We start from the raw sequence: 14,409 nt of genomic DNA, 5'->3' as shown, positions 1-14,409 counted from the left end.
GCCCGGTTCCGTGTTCAGAAAGCACAGTGTTTAGAAATCACAGTGTTCAGAAAGCACATGCACGCAGACGTTCAAGACAATCCCCCGGCGCCTCTCGCGCCGAACCGAAGGAACGCTGGCGGATCACTCCAGTCAGTTGCTGCAGGGCCCAGCCCCCCTTACACGTTCGCTACCAAGAGGAGATGTCCCATGGCAACCGCATCCGTTCAATACCGCTTCAACGGTGAGCCGCGTACCTGGATGCTACCGGCTCGGATCGAGCCAGGCCTCCACGCTGTGGTGATGCACCTGCTGCAATTGCACTTCGGCGACGGCGAAAACAGCCTGGTGATGCCCACCGCCGAGGACAGCGACGAGCAGGTTCTGGAGCAGGCGGCACGGATGGGGCTGACCGATATCCAGCTTCCCGGTGCTCTCACCAACTAGGCGCTGACCGCCCGGTACAGCGCACGGATCAGATCGGACTGAGTGATGATGCCCACCAGACGGCGCTCGCTGTCGATGATCGGAATGTGCCGATGGCCGTTCTCGGAAAACACCGGCACCAGTTCGGTCAGCAGCCGATCGGCGCTGGCGACGCGCACCGAGCGGGTCATTATTTGCCCAACGCTGCTGGTCGTCGGCCGATTGCGTCCGGGTCGCAGCAGGGCGCGCAGGTGCCAGGCCACGCCGTCGTGGGCGTCCAGGTCCAGTTGCCGCATGAAGTCGGCCACGGTGACGATGCCTATCAGATGGCGCTGGCGGTCGATGACCGGCAAGGCCTTGATCTTGTGCTTGCGCATCAGTGCCCAGGCCTCGCGTAGCGGCATCTCCTGGCGTGCGGTGATCGGTTCCCGACTCATGACTTCGGCACAGTGCAGCTCGCCCATGTTGCGCTGGTAGGCCGATGCCTCGGCCAGTTCGAGCAATGCTTGCAGGTCGTTGCGATCGACGTCGAGGACCTGGTTGTAGTGCACCAGCGCGGCGTCCAGGTCGGCGCGGCTGAATCGTCCCGTGGCCGATGGTTGGGGCGTGGCAGGCACATGGGGCCAGGGCCGACGCGTCAGGTTGTTGTAGAGCAGGCCGGCGGCCACCAGCAGCAGCGAGTCGAGCAGGACCGGATTCACGGCATAGGCGAAGTGCTCGCACCCCATCACGACCATCAGCAGTGCCGCCGCGCCACCGGGTGGGTGCAGGCAGCGGGCGGCGAGCATCAGTGCGATTGCCAGGCCTACGGCGAGGGCGGCGGCCAGGGTCGGATCGGGAATCCATTTGGCGCAGGCAATGCCGACCAACGCGCTCAGGGTATTGCCCCCGGCTACTGCCCAGGGCTGGGCCAAAGGGCTGGCGGGGAGGGCGAACACCAGCACGGCGCTGGCGCCGATGGGCGCCACGATGGCCAGACCCAAGGCGCCGTGCTCGGCGGCCCAGTGCCCCTGCAGGCCCAGTGCTGCAAGCACGCCGACCACCAGCACGCCTAAGGCGGCACCGATGCAGGCACGCCATTTTTCCCGGGCATTGATCGGTTGGCGGGTCGGCCAGAGGCGGGTGAAGATATCCATTGCAGGTGCTTGAATTCCGGCTGTGAAACAGGGCCGGCATCAGTATCCGGCCTTGCATTCCCCTGTAGCAGCGGCGCGAGCCGCGTCACAGGCCACGCGGATCATCTGATCCCACGCAGTGCCATCGGACGCAGCTTGCGCAGCTGCTACAGGTATTGGGTGGCCGCGTCGGCCGCTAATGCGACAGCCCTGACACGGCGCGATCAACCCACCGTATCAATGGGGCGCGCGGCGGATGGTCTTCATCAGATCCTGCGGGCTGATCTGACCCACCACATGGACGCCACTGCCCGGCTGCGGCAGGTCCAGAATATGCCCCTTCATCTTGCCGATCACGTGCATCTCGCACGGCTTGCAGTCGAACTTCAGGGTCAGCACTTCATCGCCATGAATCAACTGCATGGGCGCAACCTTGGTTTTCACCCCGGTCACACCCTTGGCCTGCTTGGGGCACAGGTTGAACGAGAAGCGCAGGCAATGCTTGGTGATCATCACCGGCACTTCGCCCGGCTCTTCGTGGGCCTCGTACGCGGCATCGATCAGCTTGACCCCGTGGCGATGATAGAAATCGCGAGCCTTCTGGTTGTACACGTTGGCCAGGAACGACAGGTGCGATTCCGGATACACCGGTGGCGGGGTCGTCTCGGCCTTGCGGCTGCCACGCGGATGGGCCTGCACGCGCGCGGTGGTCAGCGCTTCGATCGCTTCGCGACGCATGGCCTTGAGCTGCGAGTTGGGAATGAAAAACGCCTGCGGTGCATCCAGTTCGATGGCCGTTGCATGGTACTGGGTAGTGCCCAGTTGCCCCAGCAGGTCACGCAGTTGATCCAGCGCCTGCTCGGGTTTGTTGGCTGGCCCGAACGGACCTTCCAGCGCCACATCCACGCGCACGCCTTCTTCGCTGGTGGCGGTCAGTTGCAAACGTTGCTCGCTCAACTGCACGTGCCAGGCAACGCCCACGCGTCGCTCGGCGGAGGTCTTCTGCAGCGCCTGCTGCCAGTTGTGGTCCAGGTTGCGATTGAGCGGGTGGTTGGGGCGCAACTGGAACAGCCCGGCCGGCATCTCGTTGGGTTCGACGCGATAGCGATAGCGCTTCTGACCGTCTTCGTCGAACTCGCCCTTGAGCTCGGCGATGTTGGCGCGGAAACCTACGACTTCGCGCTTGACCAGCACGTTCAGGCCGTCGCCGTTGGACAGCGGCTGCTCGCTGACGACCAGCATGTGACGCTTGGCGACTTTCTCGACGCGTCCGACCGGCAGGCCGGTGAAGGTGGGCGAATCGAACGCGCCGATGTCGATCTTGCGCTCGCTGACGAAATAGTCGGTGCTGCCGCGGTGGAAGGTCTTGTCCGGGTCCGGCACGAAGAAGTGTGCGGTGCGACCGCTGGAAGCCCGGGCCAGATCCGGACGGTCTTCCAGCACGTCGTCCAGGCGCTGGCGGTAGTAGGCGGTGATGTTCTTCACATAGCCCATGTCCTTGTAGCGGCCTTCGATCTTGAACGAACGCACGCCGGCCTCGACCAGCGCGCGGATGTTGGCGCTCTGGTTGTTGTCCTTCATGGACAGCAGGTGTTTCTCATAGGCCACCACGCGGCCCTGGTCATCCTTGAGGGTGTAGGGCAGGCGGCAGGCCTGGGAGCAGTCGCCGCGGTTGGCACTGCGCCCGGTCTGCGCGTGGGAGATGTTGCACTGCCCGGAAAACGCCACGCACAACGCACCGTGAATGAAGAACTCGATGGCTGCATCGGTTTCTGCGGCAATGGCGCGGATCTCGTCCAGATCCAGTTCCCGCGCCAGCACCAGCTGGGAGAAGCCGGCCTGGTCGAGGAATTTGGCCCGTGCCAGGGTGCGGATGTCGGTCTGAGTGCTGGCGTGCAGCTCGATCGGTGGAATATCCAGCTCCATGACCCCAAGGTCCTGCACGATCAAGGCATCCACGCCGGCGTCGTACAACTGGTGGATCAGCTTGCGCGCCGGTTCCAGTTCGTTGTCGTGAAGGATGGTGTTGAGCGTGGTGAACACCCGCGCGTGATAGCGGCGAGCGAAGGTCACCAGCTCGGCGATGTCGCTCAGCTCGTTGCTGGCGTTGTGACGCGCGCCGAAGCTGGGCCCGCCGATGTAGATGGCGTCGGCGCCATGCAGGATGGCCTCGCGGGCGATGGCTACGTCGCGTGCGGGGCTGAGCAGTTCGAGGTGGTGCTTGGGCAGGGACATGTTTTTCTGGTCTGAGTCATCACGGTCAAGGTCGCCATTGTAGCTGCGAATGACCGCAACGGCACGGCCCGCGCGTCGAAGTGCTGTCTGGTGCGGCAAGACGGATCGAACCGCTGAGTGGGGCTGGCGTCTACCGGGCAGCGTGCGTGCCGCAGCCAATCAGGGATACCGCCCATGAGCAAGTCCATCACCGCCCAGGATCTGGGCATCGACATCACCGAGCAGCACGGTTTGTTCAAGTGGTTGCTGGCCAGCTTTCTGATGGGCAAGCGCATTCAAGCGGACATTGCCGTTCAGGCCTATCGGGTGCTGGTCGAAAAACATGGGCGCGATACGCCGCGCAAGCTGGGCCACTGCACGCATCGCGAGTTGGTGGCCATGCTGGGTGAGGCGCATTACGTGCGCTATGACGAGAGCACGGCGACGCGGCTGAGTGCGTTGGCGAAGACATTGACTGCAGACTACGGCGGCAGTGTCAGCCAGATGCATGAGGCCAGTGCCGATCGCAAGGATTTTGAACGCAGGTTGGCACAGTTCGATGGGGTGGGGCCCAAAACCGTGGAGATCTTCATGCGCGAAGCCGGTGGAGCCTTGTTTTGAGCATGGACCGGGTACGCGTGGGCTGCGCCGGTTGGAGCCTGTCGCGCGAGTACGCTGAGCACTTCACCGGCGACGGCACCCATTTGCAGCGCTACGCTTCGCGGTTGCGCTGTGTGGAAATCAACAGTTCGTTCTATCGTCCGCATCGCTCACAGACCTATGCCCGCTGGGCCGCATCAGTGCCGGACGACTTCCGCTTTTCGGTCAAGGTGCCGAAACAGATCACCCATGTGCAGCGCCTGCGTGACTGCGCGACGGCCCTCGATGAATTCCTTTCGCAATGCGGTGAACTGGGCGACAAGCTCGGCTGCCTGCTGGTGCAATTGCCGCCGTCTCTCGCCTTCGAAGTGCAGGTTGCCGAGGTTTTCTTCCGTTGTTTGCGCGAGCGATTCGCAGGTCATGTGGTGCTCGAACCGCGCCATCCTTCCTGGGTCGAGGCCGAGCCGATCCTGCAGGCACACCGCATTGCCCAGGCGGCGGTCGATCCTTCACGCATTGCCACCGATACCACCCCTGGAGGCTGGCGCGGCTTTCGTTATTGGCGGTTGCACGGTTCACCGCGCATCTATCACGACGCGTACAGTGCTGAATATCTGGCACACCTGCGCCTGCTCCTGGCCGAAGCCGCCACCGACGCCGAAGTATGGTGCATATTCGACAACACCGCCTCCGGCGCCGCAACCGGAGACGCGCTGCGCACCACCAGCCCTCCAGAAAATCCACCCCCGTAGCAGCTGCGCAAGCTGCGTCGGCGGCACCCGCGGTGTATCTGGACGAACGCATCGAACCCCAACGCGGCTGCGCCGGTGAGGCCGGATGCGGTCACAATCCCTGTAGCAGCTGCGCAAGCTGCGTCGGCGGTACCCGCGGTGTATCTGGACGAACGCATCGAACCCCAACGCGGCTGCGCCGGTGAGGCCGGATGCGGTCGCAATCCCTGTAGCAGCTGCGCAAGCTGCGTCGGCGGTACCCGCGGTGTATCTGAATAAACACATTGAACCCGGACGCGGCTCGCGCCGCTGCTACAGGGGAATGCGGTGAGGCCGGTGAGGCCGAATGCGGTCGCAATCCCTGTAGCAGCTGCGCAAGCTGCGTCGGCGGTACCTGTGGTGTATCTGGACGAACGCATCGAACCCCAACGCGGCTGCGCCGGTGAGGCCGGATGCGGTCGCAATCCCTGTAGCAGCTGCGCAAGCTGCGTCGGCGGTGCCCGCGGTGTGTCTGGATAACCGCGATGAACCCGGACGCGGCTCGCGCCGCTGCTACGGGGTGCGGTGTTGCAGGCTGCGTTCGAGGCGGGCGAGGCCCTCGGTCAGCAGTGCGCGCGGGCAGCCGAAATTCAGGCGGACGAATTGCTCCAGCCCTTCGCCGAACTCCGGACCGGCGCTCAGGCCCACTCGAGCTTGTTCAAGAAAAAACCGCTGCGGATTGTCCAGGCCCAAAGCCGAGCAATCCAGCCAGGCCAGGTAAGTGCTTTGCGGCGCATGCACCACGATGCCGGGCAGCCGCGTACGAATCGTTTCCAGCAGGTAGTCGCGATTGCCTTGCAGATAGGTTTTCAGGTGTTCCAACCACTCGCCCGGCTGCGCATAGGCGGCATGGGTGGCTTCCATCCCCAGCGGATTGACGCTGTCCACCATGCCCACCCGTGCCGCGTCGAAGCGGGCGCGCAACGAGGGATTCTGGATCACTGCAAAGGCTGTCTTGAGCCCCGCCACGTTGTAGGTCTTGCTTGCGGACATCAGGGTAATGGTGCGCTGGGCCACTTCCGGCGACAGCGATGCAACAGGGATATGCCGACGTCCATCGAACTGCAGGTCCGCGTGGATCTCGTCGCTGATGATCAACACATCCTGCGCCACGCAAATTTCGCCGATCGTGCGCAGTTCGTCGCGGCTATAGGTCTTGCCGATCGGGTTGTGCGGATTGCTCAGCAGGTACGCCGAGCTCTCGGCCAGCGCCTGCTCCAGCCGCTGCGGGTCGCACGCCCACTGACCTTGCGCTGTGGCCTGCAACGGCACTTCGATGCTGCGCATTTTCCAGTGCCCGGCTGCCTGACGCAGTGGCGGATAGTTGGGGGTATGCACCACCACGCCATCGCCTTCGTCTACCAGACCGTGCAGCGCCATGTTGACCCCAGGCACCACACCCGGCAGGACCACGATGTCCTGCTTCTGCACCTGCCAGTCATAGTGCTCGCGCAGGTAATCGACCAGCACCTGACGCAGTTCGTCCGAGGGCACGCTGTAGCCCAGAACCGGATGGGTCAGACGCGTCTGCAAGCGTTCGATGACCGCAGGCGGTGCAGCGAAATCCATGTCAGCGACCCACATCGGCAATACATCTTCGGGGTAGCGGCTCCATTTGGTACTGCCCGTGCCGGTGCGGTCGAACAGCGTGTCCAGGTCTGTACTCATCGTGTGCTCATGGCGGCAATGCGTGAAAGATTCAAAGGCTTGTAGGCGCATAGTAACCAGCGAAGGTCAGTGCGGCCAGTCGCGACTAGCAAGCCTGTCCACGCTGGTGAAAAAAGATATTCAATGTTTTTTTAAAACTTTTTCGCGAAGCCCTTGGTCATTGCTGTAAGCGAGTTCACCTACTCGTTCTGCCACTGACCCAAAGGACTACAATCATGATCCGCGATGACCGTATCGCTCCAGACGGCTACACCACCCCGGTCTACCATGACCACGCCACAACCGCGCCGTTGCTCAAGCGAATTTCGTGGAGTGCGATTCTCGCCGGTGTGGTACTCGCCATGGTGGTTTCGCTGTTGCTCAACCTGTTGGGTACCGCCATCGGTACAGCCACCATCGATCCAATGCAAGAAGCCAACCCGCTGTCGGGCATCGGCACCGGTGCCGGTATCTGGGTCGTGGTCAGCGCGGTCATCTCGTTGTTCGTGGGCGGTTGGGCGGCTGGCCGTCTGGCACAGCGCGAAGGCGCTTTCCACGGTCTGCTGGTCTGGGCGAGTGTTTCGCTGATCACTGTCTACCTGGTATCCAGCGCAGTCACCGGCGTTGTCCGTGGCGGTCTGAACCTGGCTGGCAGCGGCGTATCCGCACTGGGCAGTGGCATCGCTCAAGTCGCTCCTGCACTGGGTGACAAGATTCAGGATCAACTGCGTCAGCAAGGCATCGACTTCAACCTGGACGATATCCAGGGCGAGATCGAATTGGCCATGCGTCAGACCGGCAAGCCTGAACTGAACCCCGACAACGTCAAGCAGGAAGCTCAGGCGACTCAGCAAGATGCGCAGAACACCGCTCAGCGCAGCGCCGAGAACCCTCAGCAAGCCGACAACCAGCTGGCTGGCCTGATGGATCGCATCAAAGCCAAGGGCGACCAGGCTTGGGATGCTGCTGACCGCGAAGCACTGGTCAATCTGATCAAGGCACGTGGCAACAAGACCGATGCTGAAGCCAACCAGATCGTCGATCAGGCCCAGGCCAGCTACCGTCAGGCTTATGCCAAGTATCAGGAACTGAAAGCTCAGGCCGAGCAGAAAGCCCGTGAAGCTGCCGAAGTGGCTGCCAAGCGCGTTTCGCAAGGCGCCTGGATCCTGCTGATCACCTTGGTGATCTCGGGTCTGGTAGCCGCCGGTGCCGGTGTACTGGGTCGTCGTACTCAGCCACCTGCCAAGGTCGTTGCTGCGGTCTAATCGATCCGCACACGTAACACGGTTGCAGAAAAGCCCACGCTGACCAGGTCAGTGTGGGCTTTTCCGTTTCTGTACCTTTGCAAGCCTGCAACCAACTGTTCGTCTATCAACACCTGGGCGACAAGTTGCATCACTTTGCAGCGCCAATGCTGCCTGTATGGCCAGTGTTCGGCTTTTCCGGATTGGCACGATAGCTGCTCAAGCCCCTGCGAGCGCGACTATACGAATAGAGGCTCCTCATCTTTTCGTAGCGTTCAGGAGCTTCATCCATGGGTTCAACATCGGGCCGCAAGCCCAGTGGTTCATATCGCGCTTTCGTATCAAGCAGCGTGGCATTGCTCACCGTCACCAGTTTGGGTCTGGCCCACGCCGAGGATACGCAGCTGTCCACGGTGGTGGTGACGGGCGCGGCGCGCAGCGAAGCGCAAAAGGCCAAGGTCGAACTGGACAAGACCCCCGGTACCACCGCGGTCGTCGACATGAAAGAGGTCGAGAAAGGCCGTGCCTCCAATGCCGAAGACGTACTCGCGCTACAACCAGGCGTGTTCGCACAGGCCACCAGCGGCACCGGTGCCAACAAGATTTCGATTCGCGGTTCGGGTTTGAATACCTTCTATCAGGGCTATGCCCTTGGCATCAAATTCCTTTACGACGGATTGCCGATCACCGGGCCGGGCGGGACTCAGGAAGACCTGCTGAACATGGCCGCAGTCGATCACACCGAAGTGCTGTACGGCGCCAACGCCTTCAAGCACACGGCGCTGTCGCTGGGTGGCGCGATCAACTTCGTCAGCCGCACCGGACGCACGGCCCCAGGCAACTACGCACGGTTCGAAGTCGGCAGTTTCGGCTACCGCAAGCAACAACTGAGCACGGGCGGCGTGGTCGGCGACAGCGACTACTATGTCAGCGTGCTGCACAACGAACGCGACGGCTATCAGGACAACACGGCCAACAAGGGCCGCGACCTGATCGCCAACTTCGGCCATGTGTTCAGCCCCAAACTGGAAACGCGTTTCTTCCTGCGCTACCGCGAAGAACAGCTCACCAATGGCAACACCCTGACCCGAGCCCAGCTCAAGCACGATCCGCGCAGCAACGACGTCCCCACTGGTCGCAAGAAGGACGGCACCACCTTGCTGGGCAGCAACACCACCTACAGGTTCGACGACGACTCGACCCTGGAAGTGGGCCTGGGGTACAACGACTACCCGTTGCTCAACGGCTGGCGGTATTCGGTTTCGCCACAGGATTGGCGTTCCAAGGACACCAGCGTGGTGCTGCGCTATCGCCGCGCCCACGATGAGCTGTTCGGCCTGCCCAGCGACAGCAGCGTCACCTTCAGCAATACCCTGGCCTACCTGGGCGATGTCAAATCCCACAGCCGCAGCACCGGCCAACTGTTGCAGGACACAAAATACACCGGCTCGCGCGACAGCGTGCTGGCGCTGGGCAACGAGTTGCAGCTCAACGACAGGACCTGGCTGTCCACCGGGCTTTCTTTCATCAACATCAAGCGCAGGGCCGAGATCGAATACACCACCGGGGTGAACACCAGCGAGTTTCCCGATGGCGTGAACTACTCCGAATGGGACACCGCGCCGCGGCTGGGCCTGCGGTATGAACTGACGCCGGACATCCAGCTGTTCGGCAACGTCAGCCGCTCCATAGACCCGCCCGTGACCTGGCAGCTGGGCAGCACCGGCTCGCCGTTCATACGCGACGTGAAACCTCAGAAAGCCACCACGGCCGAGCTGGGCGTACGTGCCAGTGCCGGGATTTTCGATGGCAGCCTGACGTTCTATCGCTCCTGGATCGATGACGAGATTCTGTCCGTGGTGGTGCGTCAGGCCTCGGCCAATCAAGACCAACTGGTGGCTTCGTCCAACGCCAGCCCAACCATTCACCAAGGCGTCGAGGCGGGCTTGAATGCGCTGCTGTGGGAAGGGGAGAACGGCGACACGCTGAACCTGCGCCAAGCCTACACCTTCAACGATTTCTACTATCGCCACGACAACACCTTCGGCGGCAACGAACTGCCCAGCCTGCCACGCCACGTGTACCAGGCCGAGCTTCAGTACCAGCAGGCCGGAGGCTTCTACGCCCAACTCAACCTGCGTTCGGCCTCCAGTTACTTCATCGACTACGCCAACAGTTTCAGCGCGCCGTCCTACACCATCCTCGGCGCCCGCATAGGCTTCGAAGCCCCAAGCAAACGCTGGGACGTGTTCCTGGACATGCGCAACCTGACCGACGAACGCTACGCCACCGCGGCCAACACCACCTACGACGCCCGCGGGCAGGATTCGGCCAATTTCTACCCGGGGGATGCGTTCAATGTCACCACTGGCGTTGCGTTTCGGTTTTGAGTGACCGATTCTGCATTACGCATCCCGCACCGAATGGCTAGGGTCCGCCACTCAAAGGAACCTTACAGCTACCGATCCAGGATGAGGCGATTACATGCAGGAAACGGAATTCCGAGCGGTTGAACCGCAAGGCAGCCAACGCAAAGCCATATTCACGGAAGGGCAGATGCCTTTACTGACGGCCCGTGTTCAGATTGTGGCGCCTGAGCCTGCCCTGGCACAGCTCCTGGCGGATGCCTTGAACGCGAGTTACGAAACCCACCGTCTGTTTCTGATTTGGAGCCGGCCACGCTGGGAGCTGACCGATACGCTGGACACCCTCCAGCGAGCACAGAGCGATTTCGTCCGCCACGATGCGGAGAAAAAGTGCTTCCTGCTGACTCGCGAGCACCCGCAGCAACTGGTGGGGTGTATCGGCTTCACCCCCAGGGCCGATGGCTCCCACGAGATAGGCTACTGGGCGAACCAATCATTTCAGAGTCGGGGTTTGATGCGCGAAGCATTGACGGCACTGATTGCCCAGTTGCCTGGAGCACATTTGTACCTGACGACGTCTTCAGCTAATACCGCCAGCCGCCAGCTCGCGGAGTCGGTAGGGTTTCGCCTGGTTCGTACCTTGGTCGGTGATCGCCGATCGGATGTCTTCGGGGTGTGCGACACGCTGGTGTTCAAGCTTGGCGACGCTCATTGGCTGGAAGCATCCTCCTGAACCCCATCAATGGTCAGCAGTTGCTCCAGTATCTGCTTGGCCTGCGCGCCTGAAGTGCGTTTGAGTTCGATGGTGATGCTGTCGGTGTCGTCACGGTTGCCTTTTTCGACGATGAACTGTCTGACCTTGCCCGCGCGGTTGCCCATCACTTCGTTGACCTTTTTCAGGGACAGCGTCTGCGATGGCGCGATCAGTTTGATGACGTGGACTTGCACGCGGTTGCGGTAGACCCGTTCCATGGGTTTTATGGCGATCAGGATCACCAGAATGATGAAAGTGGCGGCGGTGCTGACCACGTACAGCCCACCGCCCACCGACAGGCCGATGGCGGCGACCGTCCAGAGGCTGGCCGCCGTGGTGAGTCCGCGAATCACTTCGCCGCGCAGCAGGATCGAGCCGGCGCCCAGGAAACCGATGCCCGAGACCACCTGCGCCGCCACCCGCGAGGGGTCGAGTTCGGTGTGCGCCATGGCCAGGGCATCCTGGAAGCCGAACGACGATACGATCATGAGCAGGCACGAGCCCACGCACACCAGCATGTGAGTACGCAGACCTGCGGCCCACAGCAGCCGCTCGCGTTCGAGCCCGATCAGGCTGCCGAGCAGGGCAGCCAGCAGCAGGCGGATACACATTTCCCAATCGGTGAGCATGGTTGACCTCCTTGGTAAGGGTGGAGCCCGCCGTCGATGGCATGGGGCCCCAGATTGACGATAGGTATGCTGACGGCTTCAGGCGCTTATTGTTCACGATAAATAGGTGAAGAATTCTTCGCGGACGGTGTTTGTCAGTTAGGACGCAGTGAAGTTTCAAGTGTTCGAATCAAGGCAGTTATCCATCAGTAAGTGTGTGCTGGCAGCCATTTGGCCGCGTTAATGTACGGTTTTAACGAGTTTCAGTCGCCCCATAGCTGGCACGCTCTCTGCTATCACCCTGTTGCCAATAAATAAGCATCGTCTTTTTTCAGGGCGGTGTTATATGAGTCAAGCAGGAGCAGGGAATGAACGGGGAAGTCATTGCAACAACGACGGCACGCAGTCGCTTGCCGTCGGCGCTGGGCGCTGGGGCGATATTGCTGTTTATCGGCCAACTTCATGCCGCACCCGTCACCGAATCGGTCGAGCAGAAGCCGACCAGTCAACTCAGTACCGTAGTTGTTCAGGGTGCCAGGCTGGACGAGAACCAACGCGCCGAAACGGCTTTGAAGGAAGTGGCAGGCGGGGTCAACTATGTTGATTCAGCGACGGTTGAAAAGGGGCGCGTGTCGACCAGTACCGATATCTTCGCTCTGCAGCCCGGTGTCATCGCCACGCAGGGCGGCGGCAGCAACGACGGCACACGGATTTCCATTCGTGGGTCGGGAATCAACAAGGGCGTGGGTTATTTCCGCGCCGGCATCTTCTACCTGTTCGACGGCCTGCCGGTGTCCGGGCCCGGCGGTACCCCCTACGAACTGTTCGAGCCGCTGGGCCTGAGCCATACCGAAGTGCTGCGCGGCGGCAATGCTTTCGATATCGGCTCGTTGTATCTGGGCGGTGCGATCAACTACGTGACCAAGACAGGCTACAATTCCGCGCCCTTGCAAGTGCGCTACGAGGCCGGTAGTTACGGCTATCAAAAGCGTCAGATCAGTTCAGGGCAAGTGCTGGGCCCGCTTGACTATTACGTCAGCCTCACCGACTCGGCGTCGGACGGCTTTCAGGATCAAACCCGAGGCAAGAGCGCCGGTTTCGCCGGCAATGTCGGCTACCAGTTTTCGCCGCAGTTGAAATCCCGTCTCTACTACCGCTACCGCACCACCGATAACGAGACGCCTGGTTACATCACCCGCGCGCAACTCAAGGACGACCCCGAGCAGGCCAACCCGGCCAGTGTGAACGTGCGTGCGCATCGCAAGCAGCCAGGTTCGACCTGGGTAGCGAGCAAGACCCAATACACCTTCGATGACGATTCCAATCTGGAAGTGGGATTGGTCTACCACGACTATCCAATCGACGCGCGACAGGGCGTCAACCGCACGACCTGGGGCTTCAGCGATTATTCCGCCAGTTTGAAATACGACCGCCTGGACACGTTGTTCGGCAAGAACAGCATCACTCGATTCAACGCGCTGCGGACCGAGCATTTGAATGCTTACGCCAAGACCAAGGTGCGGATTCCTTCCGGTATCACCGCCAACCTGCCGTCCGGGGCGTTGGTGCGCAAGGCTGAGTACGAAGGCTCCGACACCGTGTTGAGCGCCAGCAATGAAACCGAGTGGATCGACAACACACTATGGTTGAGCGCAGGCCTTTCCGCCGTGGAGTTCCAGCGCAAGGCCAAGGTGTCGTATCCGGTGGGTGGCGAGGCCGACAACCCCAACAACCCTATCGAAAAGAACGACTGGGAGTTTGCCCCCAGGGTGGGCGTGCGTTATCAGATCAACCCCAACTGGCAGCTGTTCGGCAACCTCAGTCGCACGGTCGAGGCCCAGCAATCGTGGGCTTATGTGTCCGGTGCGCAGGTGTTCACGTCCGGGCCGGCCACCGGGCTCAACTCCGGTGGACAGAAACTTGAACCGCAGATTGCCGATACGTTGGAATTCGGTACCCGTGGGCAGTTCGGCAACAACAACTGGGATCTGACGTTCTATCGGTCTCACGTGCAGGACGAGCTGCTCTCGGTGATCATCAGAGAGGCCACGTCCAGCGCCGATGCGCTGACCTCCGAATACAACGCCAGCAAGACCATTCACCAGGGGGTGGAACTGGGTCTGGATTCTCTGCTGTACCAGAATGATGGCGATTCGTTGCACCTGCGTCAGTCCTATACCTACAGCGACTTTTTCTACCGCGATGACGAGCAGTTTGGCAGCAATCGGTTGCCCGGCATTCCCAAACACAATTACCAGGCTGAACTGCGTTATGACTTCAGCAATGGCGTTTATGTGGGCGTGAACACTTACTACGCCTCCAAGACACCGGTGGATTTTGCCAACACCAAGGACGCCGGTTCTTACAACCTGTGGGGCGCGATACTGGGCTGGGATTCGCCGAAGAAGGATTGGAATGTCTATCTGGACCTGCGCAATTTGACCGACGAGAAGTACGCCGCCTCCATCAGCCCGACGTTCAATGCCAACGGCAACGATGTCAGGGCGATCATTCCGGGGGATGGTATAGGTGCGTATGCGGGGGTGCAGTACAGCTTCCGGTAATTCAAGGCCTACCGTAGGAGCGGTCATCGGCCGCGAAAAGGCGCTGTGGTGTATCAGGCATACCGAATCGCGCCCTTCGCGGCCACGGACCGCTCCTACGGGGGGCTATCTCTCACAAGTGT

The 14,409-nt window shown here is 61.5% G+C and carries 11 protein-coding genes; 7 read left to right on the top strand and 4 right to left on the bottom strand.

The features are described 5' to 3' along the window. Positions 1–189: 189 nt before the first annotated feature. Positions 190–426: a hypothetical protein gene (locus BLV18_RS11720; RefSeq protein WP_090358711.1), complete on the top strand. Its 237-nt coding sequence runs from the start codon at positions 190–192 to the stop codon at positions 424–426. Here the strand turns inward: BLV18_RS11720 and BLV18_RS11715 are convergent. Beyond that, positions 423–1,541: an HPP family protein gene (locus BLV18_RS11715; RefSeq protein ID WP_090358709.1), complete on the bottom strand. Its 1,119-nt coding sequence runs from the start codon at positions 1,539–1,541 to the stop codon at positions 423–425. The genes BLV18_RS11720 and BLV18_RS11715 overlap by 4 nt on opposite strands. 216 nt (positions 1,542–1,757) lie before the next feature. Then, on the bottom strand, positions 1,758–3,755 hold the full coding sequence (locus tag BLV18_RS11710; protein WP_090362247.1) for a peptidase U32 family protein: 1,998 nt from the start codon (positions 3,753–3,755) through the stop codon (positions 1,758–1,760). Between the two features lie 174 nt (positions 3,756–3,929). Here BLV18_RS11710 and BLV18_RS11705 point away from each other — a divergent pair, with 174 nt between their 5' ends. After that, positions 3,930–4,355, top strand: a complete 426-nt coding sequence (locus tag BLV18_RS11705; RefSeq protein WP_090358708.1) for an HhH-GDP family DNA glycosylase — start codon at positions 3,930–3,932, stop codon at positions 4,353–4,355. Between the two features lie 2 nt (positions 4,356–4,357). Continuing rightward, a complete protein-coding gene (locus BLV18_RS11700) occupies positions 4,358–5,086 on the top strand; it encodes a DUF72 domain-containing protein (RefSeq protein WP_090358706.1) in 729 nt (242 codons plus the stop codon). A gap of 531 nt (positions 5,087–5,617) precedes the next feature. On the opposite strand, the gene BLV18_RS11695 is transcribed toward BLV18_RS11700, so the two are convergent. Then, positions 5,618–6,772 carry a MalY/PatB family protein gene (locus tag BLV18_RS11695; protein WP_090358703.1) on the bottom strand — a complete coding sequence of 385 codons (1,155 nt, stop codon included), beginning with the start codon at positions 6,770–6,772 and terminating at the stop codon, positions 5,618–5,620. 215 nt (positions 6,773–6,987) lie between these two features. On the opposite strand from BLV18_RS11695, the gene BLV18_RS11690 reads away from it, so the two are divergent. From BLV18_RS11690 to BLV18_RS11680, 3 genes are all read left to right on the top strand, one after another. Further along, complete coding sequence (locus tag BLV18_RS11690; RefSeq protein ID WP_090358701.1) at positions 6,988–8,016, top strand: hypothetical protein; 1,029 nt, start codon at positions 6,988–6,990, stop codon at positions 8,014–8,016. Positions 8,017–8,285: 269 nt separating this feature from the next. Then, on the top strand, positions 8,286–10,385 hold the full coding sequence (locus tag BLV18_RS11685; RefSeq protein WP_090358699.1) for a TonB-dependent receptor family protein: 2,100 nt from the start codon (positions 8,286–8,288) through the stop codon (positions 10,383–10,385). Between the two features lie 94 nt (positions 10,386–10,479). Then, positions 10,480–11,094, top strand: coding sequence for a GNAT family N-acetyltransferase (locus tag BLV18_RS11680; RefSeq protein ID WP_090358697.1), 615 nt, complete (start codon positions 10,480–10,482; stop codon positions 11,092–11,094). On the opposite strand, the gene BLV18_RS11675 is transcribed toward BLV18_RS11680, so the two are convergent. Continuing rightward, entirely contained in the window at positions 11,070–11,744 is a 675-nt protein-coding gene (locus BLV18_RS11675) for an MgtC/SapB family protein (protein ID WP_043190299.1), read from the bottom strand. The genes BLV18_RS11680 and BLV18_RS11675 overlap by 25 nt on opposite strands. 347 nt (positions 11,745–12,091) lie before the next feature. Between BLV18_RS11675 and BLV18_RS11670 the strand changes: the two genes are divergently transcribed. After that, the gene (locus tag BLV18_RS11670; RefSeq protein WP_244156854.1) at positions 12,092–14,287 is read left to right on the top strand and encodes a TonB-dependent receptor family protein; all 2,196 of its coding nucleotides are present in this window, start codon (positions 12,092–12,094) and stop codon (positions 14,285–14,287) included. Positions 14,288–14,409: the final 122 nt, after the last annotated feature.

Source organism: Pseudomonas coleopterorum, from assembly GCF_900105555.1.
GTDB lineage: Bacteria > Pseudomonadota > Gammaproteobacteria > Pseudomonadales > Pseudomonadaceae > Aquipseudomonas > Aquipseudomonas coleopterorum.
This window is presented reverse-complemented; position numbering and strand designations above follow the sequence as displayed.

Bases quoted from the DNA above. Each gene is read 5' to 3' on its own strand.
- BLV18_RS11710 (WP_090362247.1), bottom strand. From the start codon at position 3,755: ATGTCCCTGCCCAAGCACCACCTCGAACTGCTCAGCCCCGCACGCGAC.
- BLV18_RS11680 (WP_090358697.1), top strand. From the start codon at position 10,480: ATGCAGGAAACGGAATTCCGAGCGGTTGAACCGCAAGGCAGCCAACGC.
- BLV18_RS11705 (WP_090358708.1), top strand. From the start codon at position 3,930: ATGAGCAAGTCCATCACCGCCCAGGATCTGGGCATCGACATCACCGAG.
- BLV18_RS11690 (WP_090358701.1), top strand. From the start codon at position 6,988: ATGATCCGCGATGACCGTATCGCTCCAGACGGCTACACCACCCCGGTC.
- BLV18_RS11675 (WP_043190299.1), bottom strand. From the start codon at position 11,744: ATGCTCACCGATTGGGAAATGTGTATCCGCCTGCTGCTGGCTGCCCTG.
- BLV18_RS11715 (WP_090358709.1), bottom strand. From the start codon at position 1,541: ATGGATATCTTCACCCGCCTCTGGCCGACCCGCCAACCGATCAATGCC.
- BLV18_RS11700 (WP_090358706.1), top strand. From the start codon at position 4,358: ATGGACCGGGTACGCGTGGGCTGCGCCGGTTGGAGCCTGTCGCGCGAG.
- BLV18_RS11670 (WP_244156854.1), top strand. From the start codon at position 12,092: ATGAACGGGGAAGTCATTGCAACAACGACGGCACGCAGTCGCTTGCCG.
- BLV18_RS11685 (WP_090358699.1), top strand. From the start codon at position 8,286: ATGGGTTCAACATCGGGCCGCAAGCCCAGTGGTTCATATCGCGCTTTC.
- BLV18_RS11695 (WP_090358703.1), bottom strand. From the start codon at position 6,772: ATGAGTACAGACCTGGACACGCTGTTCGACCGCACCGGCACGGGCAGT.
- BLV18_RS11720 (WP_090358711.1), top strand. From the start codon at position 190: ATGGCAACCGCATCCGTTCAATACCGCTTCAACGGTGAGCCGCGTACC.